The following is a 26,918-nucleotide window of genomic DNA, read 5'->3' on the forward strand; positions in this document are numbered from 1 at the left end:
CTGGTAGAGCGCTTATCAAAAAAACAAAAAAGGCTTAAGTTTTATGATTTAGGCCTTTTTTTGATTTTTAAATTCTGCCCATTCAATAAGTGCTTCCATTGAAGGTCCAAGAGCCAATCCTATTTCACTAAGTTCATATTCAACTTTAGGGGGAACTTGTGGATAAACAGTACGTTTAATAATCCCATCTTGCTCTAATTGTTTAAGTTGCTGAATCAGCATTTTTTGATTAACACCTTCGATAAGCTTTTCTAAAGCAGAGAAACGTAAGGGGTGTTTTGCTGCAAAAAGTTGGCAAATGATGATTATTTTCCATTTTCCTTCAATAACTTTAAGAGCTTCAGATGTGATTTTTGCCCATACCATCCGTTGCTGAGGATCTTCACAATTCCAGTCACGAGCTGCTTTCATACTTACCTTTTAGATATATACTTACTTTTTTGTGTGTACTTCCTATTATCTCAGCTTGTCTTTAAACTTTAAAGTGTTAACTGTATTAAAGTTCTTGAAAAGGTGATTTTATGAAAATAGGTATTATTGGTGTTGGCAATATTGGAAAGACTCTTGCACGTCTTTTAAAAGAAGCAGGTCATACAATATATGTTGCAAACTCTAGAGGTGTGGAAGGCGTAAGAAAAATTGCAGATGAAATAAATGTAGTAGCAGTGGATATATATGGAGCTGTTAATTACTCAGATATCATTATTTTATCTATTCCATTACCTGCAATACTAGAGCTGCCTAAGGACTTATTTAGCTTGGCCTCACCTGAGAAAATAGTTATAGATACCAGCAATTATTATCCTGATTTCCGTGATCCACATATTCAAGAACTCGATCATGGGATGACCGAAAGTGTTTGGGTATCAAAGCAGATTAATCAGCCTGTTGTTAAAGCTTTTAATAATATTTTAGCTTATTCACTTGCAGAGTTAGGTCAAGTTGAAGGAAGTAAAAACAGATTAGCAATAGCTGTAGCTGGAGATAGTGCACCTGCAAAAAATGTTGTTATGAGTCTTGTTAATGACATAGGGTTTGACCCTGTAGATGCAGGGAATTTGGAGAATTCTTGGCGACAACAGCCATCTACTCCAGCATATTGCTGCGATTATGACCAGAACATGATGAAGAAAGGACTCGCTATTGCTCAAAAAGGAGAGGCCCCAAAAAAACGTGATCATTTACCTGAACTCTTCTCAAGCTTAGGGGCTAATCCAACACATCAGGATATTGTACAAATGAACCGAGATTTAAATCCAATAGTCGATTAGTTTTTTAAAATTAATTTTAAAAAAGATATAGGCTTATTTTTTTCTAGTGATTAAATAAGCCTAATTATTGGGATTAATAAAAATTCTCTATTTAATGGGGCTGGTGGCAACTATCTAAGAATTAAAAACTTATTTGTAGTGAAATTTTGAATAAATAAAGATTTTTTAAGAGGACAGATCAGCGCTTTTCGGTTCATGATTCCGTAAATTAAATATACATATTCTTGCGACGAGCCAACTAGTGCAAAGAGCTGATCTTGTTGATCAATACTAATCAGTATTTCATTACTTAAATTTAACAGATCAAAGGGCGATGCATTTTTTTTTGCTTCAACTGATATATTGAAATTCTCGAAAGTTTTCTTGATATCAAGTAGTGAATAATGGAAATTTTTCTGATTTCGTTGAGCTTGCAGGTAAACAGTAATAAGGTCTAAATCTATTTGTTTATCGTATTTTGCAGTAATTGCGGACGCAATAATAAAAGCGATGTTTGAACTATTTGACTCTATTGAGCCTACTTTAAGTTTAGAGATAGAACTCTGGATATTATCAGGTATATGTTGGACTGAAGCTGAGCACATATTTATTGACCTATAGACTGTGGTAGCTTGGGTCGTATTCAGCCCTGCTAATAATGATATAAAAACGATGAGTTTTTTTAATTTAATGGTCATATAAAGGTTTGAACGCCATTTTACTTAGCAAAACTTTAAGTTCCCGTAGCAGTTTTTAATGCCTATTTGTCCAGAGTCGATAGGATTAATAATTAACTCTCGACCAACTAATCCTCCGAGTGCTTCCCCAAGTCCTACATCAATCCGCTGTTGTGTTTCGATATCAGTAAGAATAACTTTCGGTAAGGAAAGCCACCATCCAGGTTGAGCAGTTACCGTATTTTCGAAGCTACCAGAACTAATTTTTTGCCACTGGATAGCTTGCTTTTGTAAGGATAGTGATGTGTCACTAGTAGGAATTGTTCCTGCTGCATCCTGAGCTAGTAAAATTTCATGGAAACCAGATAGAGGATAATCTTTTAATGTGGCATTACTTAGAGTTAAACCTAAAGGTAGATCTAAGATACCTAATAGTCTTAGTGGACCAGTTTTAGCTACTACATTATCCAGCGTTGCTGATGTAGAGCGGTTAAGAATAAGCTGTTTGTTATAATCATTAATATGTGCTTCTGTAGAGATCAATCCATTTTCAATCACTACATTCTTCAGAACAGTATTCGTAAGTGTTAAATTCAAATCACCAGATAAAGAGTTAATTCCTGCTGTGTCATCAGCTAATGTTGTTAAATCTGTATTTGATCCCAATCCAAGCTTGCCTAATATGCCTAATGCCCCAAGGCGAAAGCCAACAATTTCTCGAGTAGAAGCACTGTTCGGCGATTTTATAGCAAACTCGATAAAAGGATTAGTAATAACGGCATCTGATCCTGCATAGCTACCATTTACGGGGAGGACACCTGCTAAACTAATATTTTCAATATCAATGTCACAACCCACTCCTTTAGTCCCACCGCAACCTAACTGTAAACGTTTAATATTGGCATTTAACTCTACTTGAGCTTCCATTCCGAGACGATAAAAACCTACATCTGTATTTGGATTACCATTTTGATTAGCTGCAATATTGGTTAGATTAAATAATGCTTGACCAGTTACACCAGATAAACTTTTGTCATCTAAGCGATTAAGTTCGGCGTTTACAAGGGAACTGACCAACATCAATGGTATTGTAAATAACAAAGCCTGTTTTATACTTCTAAGATTGTTCATATCAGTTCCTTTGCTTAAAGATAATTAGGCTCAAGAGAAAAGTTAAAAATTTACTTTATGAGCCCAGTATCCTTTGCTTCACAGCCTTATTGTTTGAGTGTGATTCTAGGTAATTGTTTTGTTTAAGCATTCTTACTGAACATAAATAGGATTTATCTTCTGGGGAGGATAAAACTACAGTAAAAGCATAATGTGTTCAGTGCACACATTATGCTTATAATATGTGCGCGGTGTCAACATGTCTTCTATACAATCTCAAAAATCAAATTATCATCATGGAAATGTACGTGAAGAATTATTAAATGCAGGACTAGTTCATTTAAAAGATAATGATGCCGAGAGCCTTAGTTTTCGAGAAATGGCGAGACAAATTGGAGTAAGTGCCAATGCGGTATATCGGCATTTCGAAAATAAAGAGAGCTTTTTAGCAGCATTGGCAGCAAAAGGATTTCAGCTCTTGCAAGAGGAGCAAAGCCAAACGTTGCAAGATGCTAATTCTCAGCCAGAGGCGTTAAAATTATTTGGTTTAGCCTATATTAACTTTGCAAAAAATAATCGAAATCTCTTTGCTTTGATGTTTAATCCTGACTTACAAAAGAATGAAGCACTTGAGTTAAAAGAGGCAGTGGGTAATACATATACTCAGTTACATCAATTAACTGCTTCAATATTAGGTGTGGATGAAAATGATGCTCAAGTTGAAGTATTAGCAATGTTGAGTTGTAGCCTTGTACATGGCCTATCTCATCTTTTATTAGAAGGGCGTTTGGCTGAATCAGAAGAAAAAGCGAATAATTTAGTCTTATTAATTATGAATTATGCAACGAGTTTGCTTACTGGAGCTGGCGCGGATAAGCATTAAAATATTAAATACAAATCTAAATTTATTTTTGCCACCTAAAATTTCGGGGAGAAATGCCTTTCCAACGTTTAAAGGCTCTGGAAAATGCTGAAACTTCGGAATAACCCAATTGAATAGCAACTTCTTCAACTGTTAAATTGGTGGTTTTAAGTAAGTCTTCGGCTAAGTCTTTACGAATGTCATCTATAAGCTGTTCATAGGTAACTCCTTCAATTGCGAGATGTCGTTGTAATGTTCTGAGGTTGACCTGAAGATGGGCTGCCATTTCATCAATTCTGGGCATTTGTGAGGGTTGTTGGAGTAAAATATTTCTGACCTTTTGGCTATAGCTGCCTAGAGAACTTCTTCGCGTCCAAAGTTGTTGGCATTCTTCTTCATATCGTGCACGAATAAATGGGTCTGCTTGAGGTAATGGTAAATCAAGCAAACTGCTTTCAAAGATAATACAGCTACGTGGTTGATTAAATTGAATTGGATATCCCGTTAATTCGGGAAATTTATCGGCATACACAGGTGCAGGTAAAGCAATATTAATGCTCATTACAGGAAACTGTATAGGCAAGACATCTCGTTGAATTGATATAACCGTTATAAGATCTCTTTCAACCAGAAAACACGCTAAGTCATCAGGTAATTGACTATGATCAAAAATCAGTAATGTATATATATCTTCCTGAATAACTTCTAAATTGCAAAAAATGGAACTAAGTTGAAAGTATCGCATAGCAAAATGCAAAGCTTCTTTCATTGTCTGACTACTAAGAATGGCAAAACCCCATGCACCAAATGTGGTTGTATGGTGCCTTAGACCTGCTTCTATACTCAAGGGAAGTGTAGGATCTAGTAGTTTAAGTAAGTTTCGAATAACTAAAAATTCTTGTTCTGCTTTTACCTCAAAGTTAGGTTGCGACAAATCATCCAAAGAAATGTGCGTGTTTTTTATACAACTTTCAGGTATTAAACCATGTTGCTGACCTATCATAAGCAATATGCGAATAGCACTGATACTGCGAGGAAAATCCCAATATAATTGTATAGACATGCTTTGTGTGTCATGAAATGTCAAGTTTGGTAGTATAAAGTCATTCTGCTAATGTTCAAAACTTTATATCTTTTCGGATAGGATCAAATCCGATAGGGATATATAAAATGCTAAATAATAAAGACGGCAAGCACGAAAGTTTAACGGCAGCTTTAAAAGCTTTATATGATCAAACTAAAGCAAAAGTTGGTGATGCAGACCTAGAACATATCAGAAATGTTGCCGCTTACTCTCAAGCTATCAAAGCGCGTAGTAATGAGTTGATCCAACAAGGTGGAAAACGTAATGCCATAATGCGTGGCGCGATATTAGGTGCATTGCATACATTACTTGAGTTTTCTGAACTTGGTCATAACATCATGCATGGTAGTTATGATCATTTGCCAAAAGCAGGTTCTTTCCATTCTGAACGTTGGGTTTGGAATTTTATGGTGGATCCTTATGAATGGCGTGTGATGCATCATCAAAATCACCATCCTTTTACTAATATCGTTGGCGTAGACCATGATTTGGGATATTCCTTTTTACGTATTAAACCAGGTCAGCCATGGTATGGTCACCATACTTTGCAACTTCCACTGTTGTGGGTTTTATTATTAACAACACCTAATCTTGTATTTTCTTTATTTACTGGAGCATCAGCCGCTAAAACAGAAGGGCGTAAAGTACTTAGTCGAACCACCATTGAACAAACCTTAAAACTGACAAAAAAATATATTACTCAGCATTTTTGGAAAGATCCTCTTTCGGTCTCTCCTCATCGGATATTGCCGACATTTTTTGGAAATTATCTGAGTACAGTTTTGGGCTATGATTTGACTGTTGCCGTCTTATTTCTGGAACACCATTCACCCAATGTTGAGTTATTTAGTGACCCGGGATTGAGTGAAACAGAAGAAGAGTATTTTCGTCGTCAAATTTTAGCAACAAGTAATTTTACGCCTTATGCCCAACTTGATAATTATTTTAAAACATTGTTGGAAGAGGAAGTTAAATTCGATAATCCACCTGCATTTGGTGTGTTTTATGGCGGATTGGACACGCACTTAGAGCATCATTTATTTCCAGACCTACCATGTAATCGTCAAAGAGAAATCCAGCCCTTTGTTAAAGAAATCTGTTTGCAGCATGGCTTACCTTACAATGTTATGTCTCTTGAAGATGTTGTACCAGATATGATGGTCAATGTGCTCAAATTGGCGAGTCCTGTAGGTGAGCAAGAAAACGGAAATTTTTTAAAACTACTAAAAAATCCTAAGGAATTATTACGTCGAGCCGTATATGGAGCCCAATATAAACTGCCAGATAATATGACATATTTAAATAAACCTCGTTTTTATAATGTGCCTGTTAAGGTTTTAGCTGTGTTTCCGCAAGCAGAGAATCAGGCATTGATGATACGTTTTGAAAAACCCCAAGGATGGGAAAACGTAACTTGGGAAGCTGGTGCATTTATTTCTGTACGGGTTGAAGTCGATGGTGAAAGTCTGGTTCGACAATATAGTTTGTTAAGAGACAGTCACGAGGCTGATCATTGTTTAGAAATTGCCGTCAAACGTGTAGAGGGCGGACGTGCTTCAAATTACATCAATGATCATATTAAGAAAAATTCGCATATGATTTTGGTGGGAGTACCGCAGGCCTCTCCCGATTTTATTCTGAAAGAAGTACCTAAACAGATTGTTTTCCTTGCGGGTGGTGTTGGTATTACGCCAATTTTGAGTATGTTACGTAAGGCACGACGTGAAGCTCCACATAGTCAAGTTAGGTTACTTTATTTTAACCGTAATGAGAGATCTATTATTTTTGAACATGAATTACGTGAAGTTGCCAACTTATCTGGTTTTGATGTGCATTTTATATGTGATGAGATAGACCCTAATTATCCGATTTCAGAGCAGATGTATCAGGCGAAACTAAGTGCTGAGTTGCTATCTAAAGTTGTTCCCGATATAACAGCGCATGAAGTGTATGTTTGTGCTCCACCAGGATTTATTGCTGCCTCAAAATCTATGTTACTGGATTTAGGATTACCTGAAATACAATTTCATACAGAGAGTTTTACCCCTCCGGTAGTAGAGCACCCAACTGATGGTAAAGATCATGTTATCCACTTTGCTCGGAGTGGTATTGATATTGTAGTTGATGGAGGAACGACGCTATTAGAAGCTGCACGTTTGGCTGGCATTAATATTCCGTCGGGATGTGAAAGAGGGTTATGTCGCGCTTGTGTCTGTAATAAGCTACAAGGCGTTACTACTTTAGATCAATATAAGGCACAACCAGATTTACGTATTACCACCTGTAACAGTTTGCCTCGTTCGGATAAGTTGGTTCTGGATATTTAACATCTTTGAATATGGAGTTATTAATTTTTACTTTAAAGCTTAAGAGTTAATCACCACAACAATAAAAGCCAGCGTATGGCTTGCTACGCTGGTTCCCGATATTATTTAAACGAACTAACCTGAACGCTCAACTAACCAATGACTCATTTCTGGCCAGACTGAAGTAGGGGCTTGGCTTCCAGAAACGACACCCATGTGTCCACCAGGCACGACTTTAAATGTTTTATCTTGGCTGCTAATTAAATCCATGAGAGGTTTAACCGCTTCAGTGGTCACAATAATATCAGTACTACCACCCAGCGCTAACACTGAACATTTAATATCTTTTAAATAGGCTGTAAGTTCACCAAATTTCACTACACCATTCGATAGTTCATTATCAATCCAGAAACGAAGGATGATGTCACGCATGACTCCACCGGGATAAGCCAGCATGTTATCGATAAATGAACTTGCTGTTGCATGGTCAACAATAAATTCTCGGTTATCGAGATTTTTAAAAAGTTCCCAATACGTTTTTAGATTTCCAATTGGATCGGTTAATTTAAAGCCTAGAGTGTTTTGCCATCCATGAATATGAAACGCCTTACTTGGCACATGGTGGCGAATACGAAACGACGTATGTTTGCGAACCCATTGTGCAGGTTTGGTTAAGCTGCCATAGAGTTTGCCCATATAACCAGCTTTATGTGTATCGATAGGGGAAGCTAAAATAATTAGGTTTTTAATATCTTTATCTTTAAATAATGCGGTATAGCAGAGCGAGAGTGCCCCGCCTAAACTCCAGCCATGTAAAGAAAGCTGTTGTTGACCACTGTGCGCGCGGACCTCTTTTAACATTTCAGGCATAAAGACTTTAATGTAGGTGCCGAAATTGTATTTTGCTTGATGTCGGGTGGGCACGCCCCAGTCAATTAGATAGACATCAAACCCTTGCTCCAAAAAGAATTGGACAAAACTACGTGTAGGAAACAAATCATAAATGAGCATGTTTACTGCTAACGGCGGAACAATAACTAATGGTACGCGATGTTTAGGCGCAGAAGTATTCGTCTCATTTCTATAATGTCTTAAGCTAATAATTTCATGCTTATAAATCACATCAAATGGTGTTTTTCCTGACAATGCAATTTGAGGACCTCTAAAAAATAGATCCGATGCATTAATCAGCATGTGAGGTATTTTTTGACCAGCACCTGTCTGAAGAGATTTTTTAATGGACTGTAGCTGTGGAACGTTCTGTCGAACTTTAAGCAATAAACTCATTGAATATAAAACCTATAAAGATGTTGCCCAGAACAATAATGAGCTGGTCTTTTAAGGATATTAAAGGGAATGAGAGCGAAGTTCAGTGACTTAAAAGACAGGATTTTTTGCTTAAGGTATCAAGGAGTAATTATTTTTAATTAACAATATTTAATTTTAAGTGGTTGAAATTAAATAATTAAATTAATTGTATGGTGTGATTTTGTATAAAATATTTAAAAATTTAAGTTTTTCTTAAGAATCGTGAAAATTGATTGCTAGGGTAATTTTGTAAAGTTTATTTGTGTTTTTTTTACATATTAAAAAATAAAATATAATTATTTTACAATCCGTTAGGAATGTAATTAGAAAGTAGTATATATGGAATTTGTTTTTAATGGTTTTTATACACTAATTTCGGCGGTCATCGTTCTATTATTGGGCCGCTTTCTTGTTAATCGAATTGATTTTTTAAAACGCTACAATATTCCTGAACCTGTAGCAGGTGGTTTAGTTGCTGCGGTCGTCTCGCTACTTGTCCATACCATATGGGGATATAGCATTGTTTTTAGTAGCGAATTACAAACCAGCTTTATGCTCGTATTCTTTGCTTCTATTGGTTTAAGTGCCAATTTTATGAAGCTTAAAGAAGGCGGTATGGCTTTGGTTATCTTCTTAGTCTGTGTAGCGTCTTTCATCGTGGTGCAAAATGCGGTAGGCATGAGTCTTGCGACGTTGCTTGGTCTTGACCCCCTCATTGGCTTAATTGCGGGTTCAATTACCTTAACAGGTGGTCACGGTACAGCCGGAGCTTGGGGTGAAATTTTAGAAACTCAGCATGGTATTCAGGGTGCTCTAGCTTTAGGAATGGCGAGTGCGACTTTTGGTTTAATTATTGGTGGTGTGATTGGTGGCCCGTTAGCCAAATTGCTTATCAATCGTTATAGCCTTGCTCAACCCAAAACTAATGCTGAAATCCAACAGCGTGATGGTCATGTTGAACAAAATTCGGATGACCTTGCACCGTTTGAAAACCCTCATCAAGTTCGTTTAATTACTGCTGACAATGCAATTACTACATTGGGTATGTTCGCAGCGTGTTTGGCATTTGCTGAATTTATGACAGGCTTTAGTAAAGGTACTTGGTTTGAGTTACCAACCTTTGTTTGGGCGCTGGGTGGCGGTGTAATTTTAAGAAACATCTTAGAAAGCGTCTTAAAAATTGATATTTTTGACCGTGCGATTGATGTTTTTGGTAATGCATCATTATCACTTTATTTAGCAATGGCATTGCTTTCATTAAAGCTTTGGCAACTTGCAGATTTGGCTGGGCCGCTTGTGGTAATTTTGGGTGCTCAAACTATTACGATGGCGTTATATGCAGCCTTTGTGACCTTCCGTGTGATGGGTAAAAACTATGATGCAGCAGTGTTGTCAGCAGGGCACTGTGGTTTTGGTATGGGTGCAACGCCAACAGCAGTTGCAAATATGCAGGCCATTACGAACATGTATGGACCATCGCATAAGGCATTTTTAATTGTTCCGCTTTGTGGCGCATTCTTTGTCGATTTAATTAATGCAACGGTTATTCAGCTGATGTTGAAATTTGTTGTTTAATCAAAAAAAGCCCGTCAGGGCTTTTTTTATGGATTCTTTTTCTCAAAACTAATAATCGCCCTTAAACATAGTTTCACATAGAATAAATTGCAGATAAATAAAATGAGAAATGTATGAGCGCAGAAGCACATTCAATTAGCTTGGTTGCCCCTGTGGTTTTATTGGCGGCGGCTGTAATTGCAGTTCCTATTTTTAAACGTATTGGTTTAGGTTCGGTATTAGGTTATTTAATTGCAGGTCTGATTATTGGCCCATTCGGTTTTGCTTTTTTCCAAGATTCCACCGCAATTTTACATATTGCCGAGTTGGGAATTGTGATGTACCTATTTCTGATTGGTTTGGAAATGCAGCCGTCACATTTATGGAGCCTTAGACGCGAAATTTTTGGCCTTGGCACACTACAGATCATCATTTGTGCACTGGCTTTGACTGGCGTCGGACTGTTATTTGGCTTTACGTGGCAAGTTGCTTTTATTGGTGCCGCAGGGTTTGTATTAACCTCGACTGCTATTGTGATGCAGTTATTGGGCGATCGCGGTGACTTGACTCAGCCTCGTGGGCAAAAAATTGTAGCCATCTTATTATTTGAAGATTTACTGATTGTACCATTGCTCGCTATTGTTGCTTTTATGGCACCTAATCATGTGGTTGAAAGCACATCTGTACGTTTAGAAAATATAGGCATTGGTTTAATCGCAATTGCAGGTCTTATTGCGGCAGGTTATTGGTTACTTAATCCATTATTTAGACTCTTGGCGGCGGCTAAAGCCCGAGAAGTCATGACTGCCGCTGCCTTATTGGTTGTGTTGGGTGCAGCGTTGCTTATGCAAGTCAGCGGTTTGTCCATGGCGATGGGTGCTTTCCTAGCTGGCGTGCTTTTATCTGAATCAACGTTTAGACATCAAATTGAAGCTGATATTGAACCATTCCGAGGAATCTTGCTGGGCCTGTTTTTCCTTGGGGTTGGCATGTCATTGGATTTATCAGTGGTTGCTCAAAACTGGCAGCTCATTGTCAGTGGTGTAATTGCACTGATGCTTGCCAAAGCTCTCATGATTTATATTGTCGCCCGAATAACGAAAAGCCCTCATACTGAAGCCTTGGACCGTGCCTTACTCATGGCTCAGGGCGGAGAGTTTGCCTTTGTACTTTTCTCTGCTGCATTAAGTGCACAAGTTATTGACGGTACAATTAAATCTAATCTTACCGCTATTGTTGTGCTTTCAATGGTGTTGACTCCAATTGTAGGTATTATTTTTAAACGGTTTACTCAATTTAAAGCGAATGTTTCATTAGAAAACGTCAATATTGCTGAGGGCTTAAGCGGTAGCGTTTTAATGATTGGATTTGGGCGTTTTGGACAGGTCACCAGTCAATTATTATTGGCAAGAGGGGTAGATGTCACCATTATTGATAATAATACGGACATGATTCGAAACGCTGAAAAATTTGGTTTTAAAATTTATTATGGCGATGGCTGCCGCTTAGATATTCTACATGCTTCTGGTGCTGCAACAGCACAAGCGATTGTGGTGTGTGTAGACAGTAAAGAAACAACCAATAGAATTGTGGAACTCGTCACTCATGAATTTCCTTTAGCGAAATTATTAGTCCGTTCATATGACCGCGAGCACTCACTGCATTTAGTCAAACAAAAAGTAGACTTCATGATCCGTGAAACGTTTGAATCTGCGATTAAGTTTGGGGGAGTAATTTTACAAGAACTTGGTGTGGATGAAGATGAAGTAGAAAGAATTACTGAGGAAATTCGAGATCTTGATAATGAGCGCTTTGAAACTGAAATCGCAGCAGATGACGTAAATGCGGGAGTCGGTATGCAATATACACATACGCATCCCCGACCAACAGCACCATTGATTCGACCAAAACGAGAAGGACGGATTTTAAATAAAGAAGATAGCTCAGATAACGATTCTTGATGAGTATAAAGTTCAGTAAAAGCTCTCTTTAGAAGAACTTTTACTGAACAATAAACCTGATGCGCCTGCTAATCAAACCATCTTAACTGAGTGAGATTAGATTTTTAGTCACATTATAAGCCTGACTACAAATGCTCTAAGGCTGTACCTTTCACTGGGTTTCTACGCCAGTAATAAGGTTGCAAAAATCTAAGGAAAAGCTTCCACGGCGTGATCCACGCGATGCGTCGGTTGGCTTTTTTATTTTGAATAATTTGTTTTGCTAAATAAGCACAAACAATTTCTGGCGGATCAATCACAAAGAAAAATAACCGTTTCATCTTTTTCCAGTTTTGGATGTTGCCATTGGTCCAAGAAGAAACTAACAGGTCTGTTGCAACCATGCCTGGGCTTAGTGTGCCAGTTAAAATTGGAGTCGATTTTGTCTCTCTATAAAGTGCTTTACTGAAATAGCTTACGGCTCGTTTTGTGGTTGCATAAGGCGTCATGCCTGCACTCCATTCGCCGTTGCTTCCCCAACCTTCCATATTAAAGATTTGACCATAACCTTGTTTGAGCATGCCTTTTAAAGCGACTTGCGACCCCAACATTGTGCCTAGAATATTAGTTGAAACGGCTGCGTTTAATTCATCAGGTTGAAGGTCGATAAAGTCTTTGGTGGGGTGGCAGCTTCCTGCGTTATTAATCCACACATCGATTTGCCCAAAGCGCTCAATTGCACCATCCCATAGGGTTTGCACATCAGAAATTTGAGTCACATCGCAACATAGGCCAATGAATTTTTCTTTATTGAAGTGAGTTTCTAAATGAGAAAGAGCCTGCCTAAGATGCTCTGGGTTACGTCCAGCAATGACAACAGAACATCCAAGATCTAAAAAAGCATGGGCAAGGGCTAAACCAATACCTTTTGTACTGCCTGTAATGACCACACTGCAAACTTCAGTTTTGGGTAAACTCATTGCACTCTCTATATAAAATCTTTAAAAATAGTTACATGAATGGCTGTAAGTTAATTTTGCTCACTTAATAAGATGAGATAGACAATAGATAAACTTATCATTGAAAGATTCATCACGATAGGGTTATAGGGCAAGATCAGGGTAGAGGGTATTAAAAAACCAATTAAAAGAAGCAGCCCAAGCAAACCCAAAATACTTAAATAGTGAATATATTTATGTGCAGTAAAGAGAAAACATAAACCAAAAATCATTTCGGCGATACCACTCGCATGGCCTGCAAGTTTTGCATGTTCAAGTGATAGTCCTACCCATTGCCATACAAAAATTTCATCAGAATTAAGAAATAGAAATTTGGGAACAAGTCCTTGATAGATCCATAAAAAGGCCAGCACAAGGTTTATAAATTTGAAGATATTAATATTTTTCATGGAGGTACTCTAAAACTTTAAAATGTATATAATTCATATCCGTTATGGTAGAGCAGAAGAGGGACGCCTTGTGCGTGCTGGAGTCTAACCAGTCTGTCAACCCTCTTTTGCTCTGCTACCATTTATTTAAAACCATCAAAATCAGCAATATGCTGCCCTGTAATAAATAAAAAATACAGTTAAATATGCATCTTAAAATAAAATTTTTTTAAATGTTTAGCAGAACTATCATTCAGCTTAATTAATGATTAGTTAAAGTATCTAATTGAATGAAAAACAATAATTATTTAACCAATTTCTAGCCAATATCACATTGACACTCTAAACCCTGCCGATTATCCTTTGCCTGCTGGCCTACATCGCCAGCCGGCTTTGACAGGCTGTTTTTCATCTAGGGCACCAAGAAAGTAATTTTTTGGTGACGAACTCGTTCGTCCTGCCTTCGTAGCGGTAGGACGGAGGTGGGACGCCTTGTGCGTGCCGGTTCCTAGATGACTGGTCTGTCAACCCGCCTTCGTTCTGCCACCATAATTATTTGACAGTAATTCGGTAGAACTTCTATTTCATCTAGGAGTCCGCCATGCGTACTAATTTTTCTTATTTATTGGCCTTTGCCAAACTCTCTTTATTCATACCGCTCAACTGGTCTTTAAAACGGTTTAAACATTTATAGGTTTAACCTTTAGATCATTACGACTAAAAAATCATATCAACAATAAAGCTTGAGATAGGTTAGCGCATCCTTTTTGCGCAGCTTTCGAATGCCTGTTTTTAGCACTCATTTTAAGAGTGAAGGCCTTTCTATCTCTTTTATATACAACAAAAAATTATCTTTGAGCAGAATGTTTATGCCAAATTTAGAAAATTCATTTAGAGCATTAAGAGTGCTCCACGCGGCAAGAGATCTATTTAATCAACATGGTTTTCATAATGTAGGTGTCGACCGAATTATTGCTGAAGCCAGAATTTCAAAATCCACTTTTTATAATGATTTTCACTCTAAAGAAAAGCTCATCGAGATGAGCCTAACTTTTCAAAAAGATGCATTAAAAGACGAGGTATTTTCAATTATCCATTCATATCGTGAACTCATGTTGTTCGATAAGCTCAAGAAAATTTTCTATTTACATGCAGATTTAGAGGGCTTTTACCATTTGCCATTTAAAGCAATTTTTGAAATTGAAAAGCTTTATCCAACCGCCTATAAGGTTGTAATTGACTATCGAAATTGGCTAATTCAAGAAATTTATAAACTACTCTTAACGTTAAAAGTTACGGCCTCAATTGAAGATGCTCACCTGTTTTTATTTGTGGTTGATGGCGCTATGGTTCAGCTTTTAGGAGAAAATCAGATAGATGACCGAGATAGATTATTAAACTATTTTTTAACTATGGTTAATTAAGAATCGGCGAATGAAAAGCTCCTTATTTGAGGAGCTTTTTTTAGATCTGAATTTAAATATCTCATTAAAATAATGCATTGGGCTTGTATTTATTTATGGTGAATTCAAGCTTTTCAAATAAAGATCAGCGCGCTGTGCATGACCAAAGCACCAATCTTCTGCACTATTTTGCACAATCACAAACATGACATCTTGTTCTGGCACATCAAAATTCTGTTTAAGCTGGGTTGTAACATGCAGCATTAAATCTGATTTTTGTTGCGCCGTTCGGGGCTTGCCTGAGGTGATATAAAGCAAGATGAACTTTTCAGTACGTGCAGTTTTAACCCAATAATCAGGGTCAACAAAAACCTGTCCTTGCGGTATTTGTTCAAAAATATGAAAACAATCATTTTTAGGCGTATCGAAATAGTTTTCCATACAAGATTGCACAACTTTAGATATTTGCGCTTTTTCTAAATCGGTATATGAATAGCTGGTTGTAAAACGAATCATGGGCATGACCATATCTCCTCTGGCATATGTTCAAGTGCTGAAATAGCGGTGGGCAGTCCTGCATAAAAAGCAAGATGGGTAGTAACCTCAATAATTTGTTCCTTAGAGATCCCTTGGCTTAGGGCATTTTTGATATGCCATTCGAGCTGTGAATAGCGACCCTGCAAAATAAGCGCCGAGATTGTAATGAAACAGCGTGTTTGAGTATCAAGGATTGGTCTTTGCCAGATATCTGCAAACAAATAATCTTTGCCGAGCTCATAAAGTTTGGGAGCGACAGTTTCTAGATTATTGATATCAATTTTTCTAAACATCTTAAAACTCTGCGTTGGGGGATGTTGTAGCGACTATGGCAGTTTGTTATATTTTTAAAAATCAAAACTTTTTGAACCTATAGTTCAGTTTTTATGAATGATTATGCCAAAGTACCCACGAACCTTGATTTAGATGCCTTACGGGCATTTGTAAAAGGTATAGAGCTAGGCAGTTTTTATTTGGCTGCTCAAAACTTATGTCGTTCTCCGGCTGCGATTAGTGCTCAATTAAAAAAATTAGAGCAGCAGACTGGCTGCCAATTATTAAGAAAAAACGGAAGATTGTTAGAGTTAACACCGAGCGGTGAATTATTATTTAGTCATGCAAAAAGTGTGTTGGCAATGAATGATAGGGTACTTTTACAACTTCATCAGACTCAAGCGACAGGGGTTATTCGCTTTGGGTTACAAGAAGATTTTGCTGAAGGCACGCTCCAACAATTAATTGCTCAGTTCATGTTGCAATATCCTAAAGTGCAGTTTCAAATTCAGGTCGATCGAAATCTTAATTTATTAGAAAAAGTACAAAAACAAGAGCTGGATTTGGCACTCATCTGGCAACAAGATGAAGCCCGTGAAAATTTTTATGAATTGCAGAATGTAGAAACAGAGTGGTTATTTTGTTCACATCCACACATCCAGCAGATTATTGAAACTGGAACTTCGATTCCATTAGTTGTTTTACAGCAGCCTTGTATTCTAAGACAAATGGCAATTCAGGCGCTTGAAGAGAAGGGCTTGGAGTGGCACATTGCCTATGAGTGCAATTCTGTTCAAGCTTTGTGGCCTGCGGTACGTGCAGGCATTGGAATCAGTTTAAGATCATTATTTCAAATACCTTCAGATATCAAGATTTTAAAAAGTGCTGAATTGCCCCAACTTAGATCTTTATCGTTTGGGCTTTATTCCAGTTCAAAATTAGAATCTGGTTATATTGTTCAGCAATTTCAAAAATATATTGAACAGCATCTTCAATAATTTATCTGTCTAAAAAGTTGAATTTAATGAGATAGTCTTTGGTTTAATTTGTATTTTCATTTAACTTGGTAGCAAAGAGATTCTCTATAAATTATTTTGGGTAGCAGTAAAATAATCAAAATTTTCATTTTTCTTCTATCTTTCTTAACTTGAATGTTGATATACCAATGCTATAAGTTAAATTTTTGGAATGATATTTGCGTGTTAGGAGTCATTGTTTTTAGGTAAAACAAGCTCGTTGAAGAATGTAATCAAACTATAAATTTCAGAGTATCACTATGAAGCTTAAAGAATTAGCAGGTTGTGAGGAGTGCGATACAGTCTATCGTAGAGCTCCGCTTGCTTATGGAAAAAGAGCTTATTGTGTTTGCTGTGGCGCAGAACTCTATCGGCACACCAAACCTTTTTCAACGTTGTTAGCTTTGATTTTAACTGCCTTAATTGTATTTATTCTTGCCAATAGCTTTCCCATCGTAAAAATTGAATTACAAGGAAATACTTCCGAGACTACTTTACTGGGGGCAGTCTGGGTGATGTTTCACTTTGATCGGGCATTCGTTGGTGTACTTATTTTAATTACCACTTTTATTGTGCCGCTTTCCTATCTTTTATTGCTTAGCTATGTGCTTGGTACAGTGAGTATCTTGAAAAAGAGGCCAACGTTTTTGGTGATGGCCTTACGCACACTTTTCTTTATGAGAGTGTGGGGAATGGTTGAGGTGTTCTTAATCGGAATTTTGGTCACGCTTGTGAAGTTAATGGGAATGGTCTTGGTGATTCCCGAAATTGCTTTATGGGCATTTGCGATCTTAAGTGTATTGTTGGTCTATATTACTTCCATAAAGGTAAGTGATATATGGAACGAAATTGATAGGTCACTGCCATGAAAACAATAAAAAATGTGACCCAAGCAAAAAGCTCGCAACATGGATCGGTACTTAAGCAATATCCACGCGCTAAAGATCTCTCATTAATTGTGTGTCATTGCTGTGGGGTCGTAAATTCTGCTCAAAATGAAAAAAGACGACGAAATAAAAGCCATCAAGTTTTACGTTGTATTCGGTGTAATAGCGTGCTGCATTCACGTAAACCAGCGAGTTTAAATCGAACCTTTGCTTTGGTAGTTGCTGCAACAATTCTCTATATTCCAGCCAATGTCCTTCCGATGACGGTAACTGACTCACTTTTAGGTAGCCAGCAAGATACGATCATGAGTGGGGTAATTTACTTCTGGCAAAGTGGAGACTATCTGGTTTCAGTCGTTATTTTCATGGCCAGTATTTTTATTCCCATGTTGAAGCTGCTGATTTTGTATTTTTTATTATTTGCTGTATATCTACAGAAATCGGCAGGTTGGAAATTTTTACCGGAGCAATGCGTTAAGTTATATCGAATTGTCGAGTTTATTGGGCGCTGGTCAATGATTGATGTTTTTGTGGTGGCACTTTTAACAGCCCTCATTCAGATTCAATCGCTTGCTACGATTTTAGCTGGGCCGGGTTCGATTGCTTTTGGCGCAGTTGTGGTGTTAACCATGTTCGCATCACTTAGTTTTGACCCACGTATTATTTGGGATAATTTTTATGCATCTCAAAATACAAACAAACCGTCTTCTGTTGCTTCTGAAAAAACAACGATTATTCAGGCAGAACATTCGCCGTTGAATAATGATTCTATTAATCCCAGTCAATAAAAGAACAATGAGTATGTCTGAAAATGAAATAACCACTGGTAACTCAGATCATCGCAATGCAGATGTTGAACTGGATAGCATGAATGATTTACCAGAGCCCCAAGAAAAGAAGAGTCGGTGGAAGCCTTTATTAATTTGGCTTATTCCATTGATCGCGCTTTTAATCGCGCTGTCATTAGCTGTAAAAGCGCTACTGTCTCATGGCCCTACAATTGATGTGTCTTTTAGAACGGCTGAAGGGTTAGTCGCTGGTAAAACAACAGTTCGCTATAAGCAGGTGGATATTGGTGTAGTACGGCAGATTGATCTTTCAGATGATCGTTCACACGTTATTGCCAGAATTGATTTGCGCAAAGGTGCGAGTAACTTTGCAGCAAAAGATTCACGATTTTGGGTTGTGCGACCACGTATTGGGACGAGTGGAGTTTCAGGAATAGACACCTTATTGTCAGGTTCATATATTGAAGTGGATGGCGGTAAATCAGCAGAAGATAAGTTTGAATTTACTGGATTAGAAGTGCCGCCAGTCATATCTTCAGATGTTCCCGGAAAAGTATTTTTCTTAAATGCAGATGATCTTGGTTCGTTAGATATAGGTTCTCCAATTTATTATCGTCGAATTAATGTAGGGCAAATTACAGCCTATAAATTGTCTGATGACGGTAAAAATGTTGAACTACAAACGTTTATCCGTGCACCGTATGACAAGTTTGTAACCACCGATGCACGTTTTTGGCAGGCGAGTGGGATTGATGTGACCTTAAATGCTTCGGGCTTTAATTTAGATACTCAATCGCTGGCAAGTATTGTCGCGGGTGGTATTGCTTTTGGAATCCCTGAAAGCTCTCGTGCTACTACAGCGGCGAATCATAGTCGTTTTAATCTTTGGGATTCAAAAGGTGATGCATTAAAAGAGCCTGACGGGCAACCTCGTGGTGTGATTATGTATTTTGATCATTCATTACGCGGGCTGACTGTCGGTGCTCCGATTGATTTCATGGGTATTGAAATTGGTAATGTTAAATCAGTAAATGCCGAGTTTTATGACCACTATAAACAGATTCGTATGCGTGTTGAGGCTGTCATCTATCCTTCACGAGTTGAAAATGGTCAAGCACTTAACCCGAACAGTGAAATTTTTAAAGATTTTATTGAACATGGATGGCGGGCTCAAATGCGAACAGGGAACCTTCTTACTGGACAAAACTATATTGCTCTAGACAAGTTCCCTAAAGCCAAACCAGCCACATTACAGATTCTAGGTGATAACCGTGTGGTGATTCCGACAACGCCAACTGAACTGAGTGGCTTACAAGCACAGGTTTCTCAGATTGCAGACAAGTTAACGAAATTCCCGTTAGTTGAAATTGGGCAAGATGTGCGTAAAACGCTTAACAATATGAACACAGCGATTGAGTCTACCGACAAGCTGGTTAAACAGTTAGATGGAAAAGTTGCACCTGGTTTACAAGCAACTTTAGACGATGTTCGTAAAACGGTAAGATCGTCTGAGTCTATTTTGTCGAGCGATGCGCCGTTGCAACAAGACGTACGCAAAGCATTGCAGCAAATGACACGTGCCGCTGCCTCTTTACAGTTAATGTCAGACTATATTGAACAACACCCTGAATCAATTATTCGTGGTAAGACCCCAGAGGCCGATGATGAAAAATAAAAACAATCGATCTTTTCAACATTCTAAAGCAGCCAAATGGCTGCTTGGGAGTGGCTTGTTTTTAACGGCAGTTGCTATGACAGCATGTTCGAGTTCACCAACGCCAAACTACTATACGCTTACACCTAAAGTCACTCCGGTCACCAGTTCAACTGTGCAGGTGATTGAAGTTTTGCCAGTCGGGATTCCAGATCGATTAGACCGTGCGCCTTTAGTGCTCCAAGACAGTAGTGGTAAATCTACAGTGCTAAACAACGAACGTTGGACATCGACCATGGGTACGCAATTACGCGATACTCTGTCGGCGGGTTTACAACAAAAGCTAGGGGCAATTGACAGTTATAGCAGTGGGCTTGCTGGAAACAATCAACCGTTATATCGAGTTTCTACAGACTTTTCTCATTTTGATATTGTAGATCACAGCAATATTAATATTGCTGTATCTTGGGTGGTGAAGCGTCAAATACCGCCTACTCAATTAGAGTCAGCTAATGCAAAAGTAATCACTAATAGAGGATCTCAGCTGAATTGCAGAATTGCTTTTAAGCAGCCAATTGATCAAAAAGCTAAAAAAATGGAAGCAATTGTGAGTGCGTCAAGTGAGGCGATGACTCAAATTATTAATACGGTTTCTTCTTCAATTGTGGCGCTAGATTCAAACAAAAAATCGGTGATTAGCAATGGGGTTTGTTCGTAAACCAAATCGCTTTGAATTAACCCCTTTATTTGTGCAAAACAGATAAAGGGGTTTTTCTTTTAATTACCTCGATAGGTTGAATAGCCATAAGGGCTAAGTAGTAGAGGAATATGGTAGTGATTTACGCTTCCATCCACTTTAAAAATAACGGGTACTTCGGCAAAAAAAGTTTGTTGTTTATTCTTTTTGAACCAGTCTTCAGTTTTAAAGGTAACTTTATAAACCCCTTGCTCTAATTTTTTATTTTCTGGATACAGCGCAGTAATACGACCATTTGAATCGGTCACTTGCTGGTTGAGTTTAACCCACTGGTTATTGGTGTTTTTTTCTAAAACGACTTCAACCTGAGAAGAGGGCAACCCCGTTTCTAGATTTAACACATGCACACTTAGCGGATTAGTTTGTGCAAACGTAGCCGAAGCAATAAATAGCGAAGATAAAGCAATAAATGATTTAGGCATGATGAAGTTCCTTATGAATGAAAAACGGTTTCAATGGCTTTGCTTGCACATTGATTGTCATTTTGTGCGCCGCCAGCACCTGCAACCCCAATCGCTCCGATCACTTGGTTCTCAAAACGAACAGGTACGCCGCCTCCTAACAACAATAAATTTGCCAGTGTGGTTAAATTTTTTGCATCGGGGTTTTGGTTACTGTTTTGGCTTAAAACCAAGGTCGATGTTTTGGTAGATAGTGCCGTATAGGCTTTTTTCTCGGCAGCCATTAAATTATGCGGACCAACCAGCTCATGCCGTTCGGCAGTTAAAGGGTTACCACCACGGTCAACAACAACGACCGCAATGTTTTGATTTAATTTTTTGCATGCCTCTTTAGCACTGTCCGCTAATAGGTGTGCAGTTTTAAGATCTAATGAATAGACTTGATTCAAAGCAGGGGGCTGTGCAAAAGTACTATTACCCAATAGCACGGCTGTTAGCATCAGCCAGTTCAATTTGTTCATGATGATTGCCTCTATGTCGCTTTGAAAATCTTAAACAAATTGAATAATTCCAAGCATGACAATCACATTACAAAGTTGTCATCTTTCAAATGAGTCTCTACAAAATGCGTATCCTTATTATTGAAGACGAGATCAAAATCGCCACTTATTTGGTCAAAGGATTAAAAGAATCTGGATATCAAGCAGAGTGCATTCATTTAGGACTTCAAGGTTTGGAAATGCTAAAGAGAGATCAATATGACTTGCTTATTCTTGATGTGATGTTGCCAGACATAGACGGCTGGAGCGTATTACAAGTATTACGTCAGTTCTCAAAAATTCCGGTTATTTTCTTAACAGCAAAAGATCAGGTGATAGATAGAGTCAAAGGTTTGGAGTTGGGTGCAGATGATTACTTGGCTAAACCTTTTTCCTATATTGAGTTGTTAGCCCGTATTAAAAGTCTGTTAAGAAGACAGCAATATCTGCAAGAAAATGAGCTGTCTATCAGTGATTTAAAAATGGATTTGGTCGGACATAAAGTATGGCGTAATGGCAACTTAATTGAGCTGAGCAAAACCGAATTTAATTTATTGCGCTATCTATTGATCAATAAAGAGCAAATCGTGACGCGCAGGCGAATTGGTTCCGAAGTGTGGAATATTAACTTTGATACCGATACTAATTTTATTGATGTGGCAGTACGCCGTTTACGAAGCAAAATTGATGAAGGATATGAATTAAAACTCATTCATACCATCCGTGGTTTGGGTTATAAAATTTCGGTTAGCTTATGAACTTTAAATTTCTGCGTTCTCTGGAAGTCCGTATTACATTACTGGTCACGCTCTGTTCTGCCTTAATTTTATGTTCCGTCGGCTTTATGACCTATTTAGGTATTAACCAGATTTTATTAAAGCAACAAGATAAAGCTTTAGCAGACAGAATTAACCGTTTGGAAATTTTGCTGCAAGATAGCGAAAATGTAGAGCAAATTATTGCGCGGCCAAAGCTGTACCAAAACATGCTCGGCAACCAAGACAATTTGTTTCTGCTTATTAATAAAGACAAAGCTTTAATTAATATTAATCCACTCCATATTCAGTTACCTGAGCTTGCACAGCGCAACAGTCTTCAATTTCAGGACTTAGCCAACAACCCATATCCAACACGAATTGCTTGGAAAAGCATAAAAATTAATGACGAGCCTTATCTGCTCATTGCAGGTAAACAGTGGTCGGAACGCATCAATATTCTTTTACCTTTTCAAGAAAGTCTCTTGATGTATGTGGTAGGAGGCGTGTTTGCAATCTTTGTGCTTTGCATTTTAGCGTGTCACCTAGGTTTAAGGTCGCTACAACAACTTCGCAAGCAAACTCATTCTATTAACGTAAATCAGCTACAAAAACGATTAAACCTCCCAAATTCGCCTTTAGAAGTTGAGCTGCTTTCAAAAGATATAAATCACATGCTTGAGCGTATTGAAAAGGGTTATACACAGCTCAACCGTTTTTCTGAGGATATTGCTCATGAGTTCCGTACGCCTTTAAATAATCTGATTGGGCAAACTGAAATTGCTTTAACTGGCGAACGCTCAGTTGAGCAATATGAAGATTTGCTGGTGTCTCATTTGGATGATTACCACAGATTAAAACGCATGATTGATAGCATGCTTTTTTTAGCAAGAGCCGATCAGAAAATGGTTCTTGTAAACAAACAAGAAATAAACGTCCAAGATGTTATAGATGGGCTATGCCAGATTTTTGAATATCAGGCCGAGGAACAAGAGTGTCATTTTAGTTTCAACTTAGAAGCCCAGAAGTTATTTGCAGATCGAGAGCTATTTCAAAGAGCAGTCTACAATCTCATTTTAAATGCGCTGGTACACGGTGGTGACAAGCGAACTATTTATATTGCCACTAGGCATAAGGTGATTGAGCATACGCAATGGGTGAGCCTGACTGTGGTAACGGGAGGTGTTTCAATTGCTGACCATCAACTTGAGCATCTTTTTGAAAGATTTTACCAATGCCACTCAAGTCGAAGTGATGAGAACCAGACAGGTGGATTAGGGTTATCGATTGTCGCTTCAATTATGGATCTACATCATGGCCTATATCGGGTTTATAACACGCTCGATGGCGTATGTTTTGAACTGAATTTTCCAATTGCAGATGTTCCAAAGAAATACAATTAAATCCTTATTAATGTTCTTTAATTTTTAAAATTCACACTTTGTTCACAACCCTCTGGCGTATGTTTAAACATATGAAATAAATAGAAGAGGGTCGTTATGAAATTATTATTTAAGTCACTTGTCATCAGCAGCAGTCTTGCAGCGGTTAGCTTAACGCTTCCTTTGAGCACCTTTGCCGACACAAATACGAAACCAGTGGCTGTTGAATCTATTGATATTAATAAATACGCAGGTAAGTGGTATGAGATTGCGCATTTACCTATGTTTTTTCAGCGTAATTGTGTAGCCAATACAACTGCAAACTATTCCATTAACGCGGACAAAACCGTTGGTGTTTTAAATAGTTGTACCAACAAAGATGGCAAAATGATTTCATCTGAAGGTGTGGCCTATTCGCAAAATGAGGGCAACAGTAAATTAAAAGTGAGCTTTTTGCCTTCTGGCCTAAGATGGATTCCTTTTACAAAAGGCGATTATTGGGTTTTAAGAGTTGACCAAGATTATCAGGTCGCTTTAGTGGGGGGCCCAAGCCAGAAATATTTATGGATTCTTTCTCGTAGTCCTCAAATTGATGAAGCGACATATCAGTCTTATCTGCAAACCGCAAAAAGCTATGGCTACGATGTTTCTAAACTCGTTAAGACAACACATTCTAAATAGTGACGTTGCTGGTTATGTAGATTCTTATATTTATCTCGTAATCGTGTGAACTTCACATAAAATTCATTGCGCATTTTCTAAATTAGAACCAAAAGAAATGCTTTAGATCAGGAAGAATCAATGTCTAAATTTTTTCTGCGCTGGATCGATAGCTGGTCAGATTCAGAAAATGCGCAAGTGGGTACTTCTGGCGAATATGTCATTGAAAAGAAAATTCAATGGTTAAGAATAATTCCTTTTATTTTATTGCATATCGCTTGTTTAGCTGTGTTTTGGGTGGGCGTATCTTGGTTTGCAGTTGTCTTCATGCTGGGTTTTTACTTTCTTCGCATGTTTGCAATTACTGCTTTTTTTCACCGCTATCTTTCACATAAAACTTTTCAAACATCACGTATTGTCCAGTTCATTTTTATACTGATTGGAACCATGAGTGCACAGCGCGGACCTTTATGGTGGGCAGCACATCACCGTTATCACCATCATTTTACCGACACCGATCAGGACCCGCATTCAGCGAAAGCAGGCTTTTGGTATTCCCATGTAGGCTGGTTTTTAAATGAGCAGAATTTTGCCACTCGAAAAAAAGTCATTAAAGACTGGTTGAAATATCCTGAGCTGATTTGGCTGGACCGATTTAGTTTACCTATTGTGATTTTGACGGCTTTAGCAATTTATGGTTTCGGTTCATGGCTTGCACAACATTTTCCTGAGTTAGGTACTAATGGCTTACAGCTTTTGGTGTGGGGTTTTGTGATTTCCACAGTTCTATTAACGCATGCAACCTTGTGTATTAATTCACTCGCGCATCGTTATGGTTCACGAGAGTTTAATACCCCAGATGATAGCCGTAATAACTTTTTACTTTCTTTAATTACCTTAGGTGAGGGATGGCACAACAACCATCACTTTTACGCGGGTAGTGTGCGTCAAGGTTTTTATTGGTGGCAGATTGATATCACCTTTTATGTGCTCAAACTGATGTCTTTATTTGGTTTGGTGTGGGGGCTAAAGCCAGTACCAGCGAAGGTCTATCAATATAAAAAGATTAAAGATCTACCGATAGAAAAAATTGAAAATGGGGAAGTGTTATGAAAATTGCCATTGTGGGTTCGGGAATATCGGGACTTTATGCTGCATGGAAATTGTCAGAACAACATCAAGTTACCGTATATGAAAAAAACAACTATTTTGGTGGTCATACTGATACTCATGAGCTGGATATAGAGGGCGCTAAAGTTGCGGTAGATAGTGGTTTTATTGTGTTTAATGACTACAACTATCCGTTATTTACCGACATGCTTAAAAATTTGGGAGTTGAAACTCAAAGCAGCGACATGAGTTTTTCGGTGAATAACCTAGTCAGTGGGCTTCAATATAACCCCTCAAAAAAATGGTCGCTCTTTGCCCGTCCGCAGAACTTTCTAAACCGTAAATTTCTACAAATGCTCTCAGATTTGCTGCGTTTTTATGATGATAATAAAAATATTGATGTAACAGATTTTGGCCCTAATTTATCTATTGAAGACTATTTAGACCTACACAAATATAGCCATGAGTTCCGTTATGAGCATCTTTATCCGATGTGCGGGGCATTATGGTCGGCTCCGGTTGAGCAGGTAGGTCAGATTCCATATCGATTTGTCGTGAGCTTTTTTCAGCATCACCGCATGCTACAGCTAAAAGAGCGGCCGCAATGGCAAACGGTTAAACACGGTTCAGCAAGTTATATACATGCTATTCAACAAAACTGTCCATCTATTGAGTGGAAGTTTGCAGAAGTAAAAGGTGTGAGCCGTTCACAAGAAACTGTGTTTATCGAAACGACTGAAGGGCAAGCCGGATATGACTGGGTGATTTTCGCAAGCCATGCGGACGATAGCCTAAGTTTAATTAAAGATGCTTCATCGCTTGAACGAGAAATACTAAGTCAATTTAGCTATCAAGATAATCACATGGTGGTTCACCGTGACACTTCAATTATGCCTAAAAGCCGTTTGCAGTGGGCAAGTTGGCATGTACATGTAACGCCAACATCGCAAGTTCAAAGCAATGAGTCCGACATACATTATGGTTTTACCTACTGGATGAATAATTTGCAGAATTTACCCTGCAATACTCAAGTTTTTTCTACTTTAAATCCGAATATGAAAATTAAAGCCGAAGACATATTGGTTGAACGCCAATATCGTCATCCTGTGTTTGATACAAAAGCGATTCAAACTCAATCTCGTTGGCAAGAAATTAACGGACAAAACAGAACTTCATTTTGTGGAGCGTATTGGGGCTGGGGTTTCCATGAGGATGGTGCCCGCAGTGCAGCACGTGTTGTAGAGCAAATTTTACACTTATAAAAATAGGTAAGGAGCT

At 38.1% G+C, this 26,918-nt stretch carries 27 protein-coding genes; 16 read left to right on the forward strand and 11 right to left on the reverse strand.

From position 1 onward, the window contains the following. Positions 1-48: 48 nt before the first annotated feature. The gene (locus tag FY048_RS02510; protein WP_446090008.1) at positions 49-411 is read right to left on the reverse strand and encodes a winged helix-turn-helix transcriptional regulator; all 363 of its coding nucleotides are present in this window, start codon (positions 409-411) and stop codon (positions 49-51) included. A 110-nt stretch (positions 412-521) separates the two neighbouring features. Between FY048_RS02510 and FY048_RS02515 the strand changes: the two genes are divergently transcribed. After that, positions 522-1,271, forward strand: coding sequence for an NADPH-dependent F420 reductase (locus tag FY048_RS02515; RefSeq protein WP_446090009.1), 750 nt, complete (start codon positions 522-524; stop codon positions 1,269-1,271). A 110-nt stretch (positions 1,272-1,381) separates the two neighbouring features. On the opposite strand, the gene FY048_RS02520 is transcribed toward FY048_RS02515, so the two are convergent. Then, the gene (locus tag FY048_RS02520; RefSeq protein ID WP_016137613.1) at positions 1,382-1,855 is read right to left on the reverse strand and encodes a hypothetical protein; all 474 of its coding nucleotides are present in this window, start codon (positions 1,853-1,855) and stop codon (positions 1,382-1,384) included. 117 nt (positions 1,856-1,972) lie between these two features. Next, positions 1,973-3,058, reverse strand: coding sequence for a hypothetical protein (locus FY048_RS02525; protein WP_446090010.1), 1,086 nt, complete (start codon positions 3,056-3,058; stop codon positions 1,973-1,975). Positions 3,059-3,296: 238 nt separating this feature from the next. On the opposite strand from FY048_RS02525, the gene FY048_RS02530 reads away from it, so the two are divergent. After that, complete coding sequence (locus FY048_RS02530) at positions 3,297-3,920, forward strand: TetR/AcrR family transcriptional regulator (RefSeq protein ID WP_446090011.1); 624 nt, start codon at positions 3,297-3,299, stop codon at positions 3,918-3,920. 22 nt (positions 3,921-3,942) lie between these two features. On the opposite strand, the gene FY048_RS02535 is transcribed toward FY048_RS02530, so the two are convergent. Next, the gene (locus FY048_RS02535; protein WP_446090012.1) at positions 3,943-4,962 is read right to left on the reverse strand and encodes an AraC family transcriptional regulator; all 1,020 of its coding nucleotides are present in this window, start codon (positions 4,960-4,962) and stop codon (positions 3,943-3,945) included. 107 nt (positions 4,963-5,069) lie between these two features. Here FY048_RS02535 and FY048_RS02540 point away from each other — a divergent pair, with 107 nt between their 5' ends. Continuing rightward, positions 5,070-7,310: a fatty acid desaturase gene (locus tag FY048_RS02540; RefSeq protein WP_446090013.1), complete on the forward strand. Its 2,241-nt coding sequence runs from the start codon at positions 5,070-5,072 to the stop codon at positions 7,308-7,310. 114 nt (positions 7,311-7,424) lie between these two features. On the opposite strand, the gene FY048_RS02545 is transcribed toward FY048_RS02540, so the two are convergent. Further along, positions 7,425-8,576, reverse strand: a complete 1,152-nt coding sequence (locus FY048_RS02545; protein ID WP_446090014.1) for an alpha/beta fold hydrolase — start codon at positions 8,574-8,576, stop codon at positions 7,425-7,427. Positions 8,577-8,936: 360 nt separating this feature from the next. On the opposite strand from FY048_RS02545, the gene gltS reads away from it, so the two are divergent. Both gltS and FY048_RS02555 read left to right on the forward strand, forming a co-directional pair. After that, positions 8,937-10,172: a sodium/glutamate symporter gene (gene gltS / locus FY048_RS02550; RefSeq protein ID WP_003650798.1), complete on the forward strand. Its 1,236-nt coding sequence runs from the start codon at positions 8,937-8,939 to the stop codon at positions 10,170-10,172. A 113-nt stretch (positions 10,173-10,285) separates the two neighbouring features. Then, on the forward strand, positions 10,286-12,112 hold the full coding sequence (locus FY048_RS02555; protein WP_004643402.1) for a monovalent cation:proton antiporter-2 (CPA2) family protein: 1,827 nt from the start codon (positions 10,286-10,288) through the stop codon (positions 12,110-12,112). 125 nt (positions 12,113-12,237) lie between these two features. Here the strand turns inward: FY048_RS02555 and FY048_RS02560 are convergent, their stop codons facing one another. Together FY048_RS02560 and FY048_RS02565 are read right to left on the reverse strand one after the other, a co-directional pair. After that, complete coding sequence (locus FY048_RS02560; RefSeq protein ID WP_446090015.1) at positions 12,238-13,071, reverse strand: SDR family NAD(P)-dependent oxidoreductase; 834 nt, start codon at positions 13,069-13,071, stop codon at positions 12,238-12,240. 50 nt (positions 13,072-13,121) lie between these two features. Then, on the reverse strand, positions 13,122-13,499 hold the full coding sequence (locus tag FY048_RS02565) for a DoxX-like family protein (RefSeq protein ID WP_005046200.1): 378 nt from the start codon (positions 13,497-13,499) through the stop codon (positions 13,122-13,124). Positions 13,500-14,347: 848 nt separating this feature from the next. Here FY048_RS02565 and FY048_RS02570 point away from each other — a divergent pair. Beyond that, the gene (locus tag FY048_RS02570) at positions 14,348-14,902 is read left to right on the forward strand and encodes a TetR/AcrR family transcriptional regulator (protein WP_446090016.1); all 555 of its coding nucleotides are present in this window, start codon (positions 14,348-14,350) and stop codon (positions 14,900-14,902) included. Positions 14,903-14,995: 93 nt separating this feature from the next. On the opposite strand, the gene FY048_RS02575 is transcribed toward FY048_RS02570, so the two are convergent. Beyond that, positions 14,996-15,403 carry a tautomerase family protein gene (locus tag FY048_RS02575; protein ID WP_446090017.1) on the reverse strand — a complete coding sequence of 136 codons (408 nt, stop codon included), beginning with the start codon at positions 15,401-15,403 and terminating at the stop codon, positions 14,996-14,998. Continuing rightward, positions 15,394-15,711, reverse strand: a complete 318-nt coding sequence (locus FY048_RS02580; protein ID WP_004643395.1) for a carboxymuconolactone decarboxylase family protein — start codon at positions 15,709-15,711, stop codon at positions 15,394-15,396. The genes FY048_RS02575 and FY048_RS02580 overlap by 10 nt, the downstream gene beginning before the upstream one ends. Before the next feature lie 93 nt (positions 15,712-15,804). Between FY048_RS02580 and FY048_RS02585 the strand changes: the two genes are divergently transcribed. From FY048_RS02585 to FY048_RS02605, 5 genes are all read left to right on the forward strand, one after another. Further along, on the forward strand, positions 15,805-16,689 hold the full coding sequence (locus FY048_RS02585; RefSeq protein WP_446090018.1) for a LysR substrate-binding domain-containing protein: 885 nt from the start codon (positions 15,805-15,807) through the stop codon (positions 16,687-16,689). 278 nt (positions 16,690-16,967) lie between these two features. After that, positions 16,968-17,576, forward strand: a complete 609-nt coding sequence (locus FY048_RS02590; RefSeq protein WP_045430345.1) for a paraquat-inducible protein A — start codon at positions 16,968-16,970, stop codon at positions 17,574-17,576. Further along, positions 17,573-18,382, forward strand: coding sequence for a paraquat-inducible protein A (locus FY048_RS02595; RefSeq protein ID WP_446090019.1), 810 nt, complete (start codon positions 17,573-17,575; stop codon positions 18,380-18,382). Before FY048_RS02590 ends, FY048_RS02595 begins: the two co-directional genes overlap by 4 nt. 7 nt (positions 18,383-18,389) lie before the next feature. Continuing rightward, entirely contained in the window at positions 18,390-20,057 is a 1,668-nt protein-coding gene (locus FY048_RS02600; RefSeq protein ID WP_151743223.1) for a PqiB family protein, read from the forward strand. Further along, positions 20,047-20,754 carry a PqiC family protein gene (locus tag FY048_RS02605; RefSeq protein ID WP_045125716.1) on the forward strand — a complete coding sequence of 236 codons (708 nt, stop codon included), beginning with the start codon at positions 20,047-20,049 and terminating at the stop codon, positions 20,752-20,754. Before FY048_RS02600 ends, FY048_RS02605 begins: the two co-directional genes overlap by 11 nt. A 59-nt stretch (positions 20,755-20,813) precedes the next feature. Here the strand turns inward: FY048_RS02605 and uraH are convergent, their stop codons facing one another. Continuing rightward, complete coding sequence (gene uraH / locus FY048_RS02610) at positions 20,814-21,215, reverse strand: hydroxyisourate hydrolase (RefSeq protein ID WP_005046214.1); 402 nt, start codon at positions 21,213-21,215, stop codon at positions 20,814-20,816. Positions 21,216-21,226: 11 nt separating this feature from the next. Beyond that, positions 21,227-21,694, reverse strand: coding sequence for a GlcG/HbpS family heme-binding protein (locus tag FY048_RS02615; RefSeq protein WP_446090282.1), 468 nt, complete (start codon positions 21,692-21,694; stop codon positions 21,227-21,229). Between the two features lie 125 nt (positions 21,695-21,819). On the opposite strand from FY048_RS02615, the gene FY048_RS02620 reads away from it, so the two are divergent. The 5 genes from FY048_RS02620 to FY048_RS02640 all read left to right on the forward strand — a co-directional run bounded on the left by FY048_RS02620 (position 21,820) and on the right by FY048_RS02640 (position 26,902). After that, positions 21,820-22,491, forward strand: a complete 672-nt coding sequence (locus FY048_RS02620; protein ID WP_446090020.1) for a heavy metal response regulator transcription factor — start codon at positions 21,820-21,822, stop codon at positions 22,489-22,491. Further along, entirely contained in the window at positions 22,488-23,891 is a 1,404-nt protein-coding gene (locus FY048_RS02625; RefSeq protein ID WP_446090021.1) for a heavy metal sensor histidine kinase, read from the forward strand. The genes FY048_RS02620 and FY048_RS02625 overlap by 4 nt, the downstream gene beginning before the upstream one ends. Before the next feature lie 96 nt (positions 23,892-23,987). Then, positions 23,988-24,551: a lipocalin family protein gene (locus tag FY048_RS02630; protein WP_446090022.1), complete on the forward strand. Its 564-nt coding sequence runs from the start codon at positions 23,988-23,990 to the stop codon at positions 24,549-24,551. Between the two features lie 120 nt (positions 24,552-24,671). Beyond that, positions 24,672-25,643 (forward strand): acyl-CoA desaturase, encoded by a 972-nt coding sequence (locus FY048_RS02635; protein WP_446090023.1) that lies wholly within the window; start codon positions 24,672-24,674, stop codon positions 25,641-25,643. Then, positions 25,640-26,902 carry an NAD(P)/FAD-dependent oxidoreductase gene (locus FY048_RS02640; protein WP_446090024.1) on the forward strand — a complete coding sequence of 421 codons (1,263 nt, stop codon included), beginning with the start codon at positions 25,640-25,642 and terminating at the stop codon, positions 26,900-26,902. The genes FY048_RS02635 and FY048_RS02640 overlap by 4 nt, the downstream gene beginning before the upstream one ends. The last annotated feature ends 16 nt before the right edge of the window (positions 26,903-26,918 follow it).

This window comes from Acinetobacter sp. 1124_18A (genome assembly GCF_052824995.1).

Coding starts and splice junctions, on each gene's coding strand:
- FY048_RS02510 (WP_446090008.1), bottom strand. CDS start 411: ATGAAAGCAGCTCGTGACTGGAATTGTGAAGATCCTCAGCAACGGATG.
- FY048_RS02515 (WP_446090009.1), top strand. CDS start 522: ATGAAAATAGGTATTATTGGTGTTGGCAATATTGGAAAGACTCTTGCA.
- FY048_RS02520 (WP_016137613.1), bottom strand. CDS start 1,855: ATGTGCTCAGCTTCAGTCCAACATATACCTGATAATATCCAGAGTTCT.
- FY048_RS02525 (WP_446090010.1), bottom strand. CDS start 3,058: ATGAACAATCTTAGAAGTATAAAACAGGCTTTGTTATTTACAATACCA.
- FY048_RS02530 (WP_446090011.1), top strand. CDS start 3,297: ATGTCTTCTATACAATCTCAAAAATCAAATTATCATCATGGAAATGTA.
- FY048_RS02535 (WP_446090012.1), bottom strand. CDS start 4,962: ATGTCTATACAATTATATTGGGATTTTCCTCGCAGTATCAGTGCTATT.
- FY048_RS02540 (WP_446090013.1), top strand. CDS start 5,070: ATGCTAAATAATAAAGACGGCAAGCACGAAAGTTTAACGGCAGCTTTA.
- FY048_RS02545 (WP_446090014.1), bottom strand. CDS start 8,576: ATGAGTTTATTGCTTAAAGTTCGACAGAACGTTCCACAGCTACAGTCC.
- gltS (WP_003650798.1), top strand. CDS start 8,937: ATGGAATTTGTTTTTAATGGTTTTTATACACTAATTTCGGCGGTCATC.
- FY048_RS02555 (WP_004643402.1), top strand. CDS start 10,286: ATGAGCGCAGAAGCACATTCAATTAGCTTGGTTGCCCCTGTGGTTTTA.
- FY048_RS02560 (WP_446090015.1), bottom strand. CDS start 13,071: ATGAGTTTACCCAAAACTGAAGTTTGCAGTGTGGTCATTACAGGCAGT.
- FY048_RS02565 (WP_005046200.1), bottom strand. CDS start 13,499: ATGAAAAATATTAATATCTTCAAATTTATAAACCTTGTGCTGGCCTTT.
- FY048_RS02570 (WP_446090016.1), top strand. CDS start 14,348: ATGCCAAATTTAGAAAATTCATTTAGAGCATTAAGAGTGCTCCACGCG.
- FY048_RS02575 (WP_446090017.1), bottom strand. CDS start 15,403: ATGCCCATGATTCGTTTTACAACCAGCTATTCATATACCGATTTAGAA.
- FY048_RS02580 (WP_004643395.1), bottom strand. CDS start 15,711: ATGTTTAGAAAAATTGATATCAATAATCTAGAAACTGTCGCTCCCAAA.
- FY048_RS02585 (WP_446090018.1), top strand. CDS start 15,805: ATGAATGATTATGCCAAAGTACCCACGAACCTTGATTTAGATGCCTTA.
- FY048_RS02590 (WP_045430345.1), top strand. CDS start 16,968: ATGAAGCTTAAAGAATTAGCAGGTTGTGAGGAGTGCGATACAGTCTAT.
- FY048_RS02595 (WP_446090019.1), top strand. CDS start 17,573: ATGAAAACAATAAAAAATGTGACCCAAGCAAAAAGCTCGCAACATGGA.
- FY048_RS02600 (WP_151743223.1), top strand. CDS start 18,390: ATGAGTATGTCTGAAAATGAAATAACCACTGGTAACTCAGATCATCGC.
- FY048_RS02605 (WP_045125716.1), top strand. CDS start 20,047: ATGAAAAATAAAAACAATCGATCTTTTCAACATTCTAAAGCAGCCAAA.
- uraH (WP_005046214.1), bottom strand. CDS start 21,215: ATGCCTAAATCATTTATTGCTTTATCTTCGCTATTTATTGCTTCGGCT.
- FY048_RS02615 (WP_446090282.1), bottom strand. CDS start 21,694: ATGCTAACAGCCGTGCTATTGGGTAATAGTACTTTTGCACAGCCCCCT.
- FY048_RS02620 (WP_446090020.1), top strand. CDS start 21,820: ATGCGTATCCTTATTATTGAAGACGAGATCAAAATCGCCACTTATTTG.
- FY048_RS02625 (WP_446090021.1), top strand. CDS start 22,488: ATGAACTTTAAATTTCTGCGTTCTCTGGAAGTCCGTATTACATTACTG.
- FY048_RS02630 (WP_446090022.1), top strand. CDS start 23,988: ATGAAATTATTATTTAAGTCACTTGTCATCAGCAGCAGTCTTGCAGCG.
- FY048_RS02635 (WP_446090023.1), top strand. CDS start 24,672: ATGTCTAAATTTTTTCTGCGCTGGATCGATAGCTGGTCAGATTCAGAA.
- FY048_RS02640 (WP_446090024.1), top strand. CDS start 25,640: ATGAAAATTGCCATTGTGGGTTCGGGAATATCGGGACTTTATGCTGCA.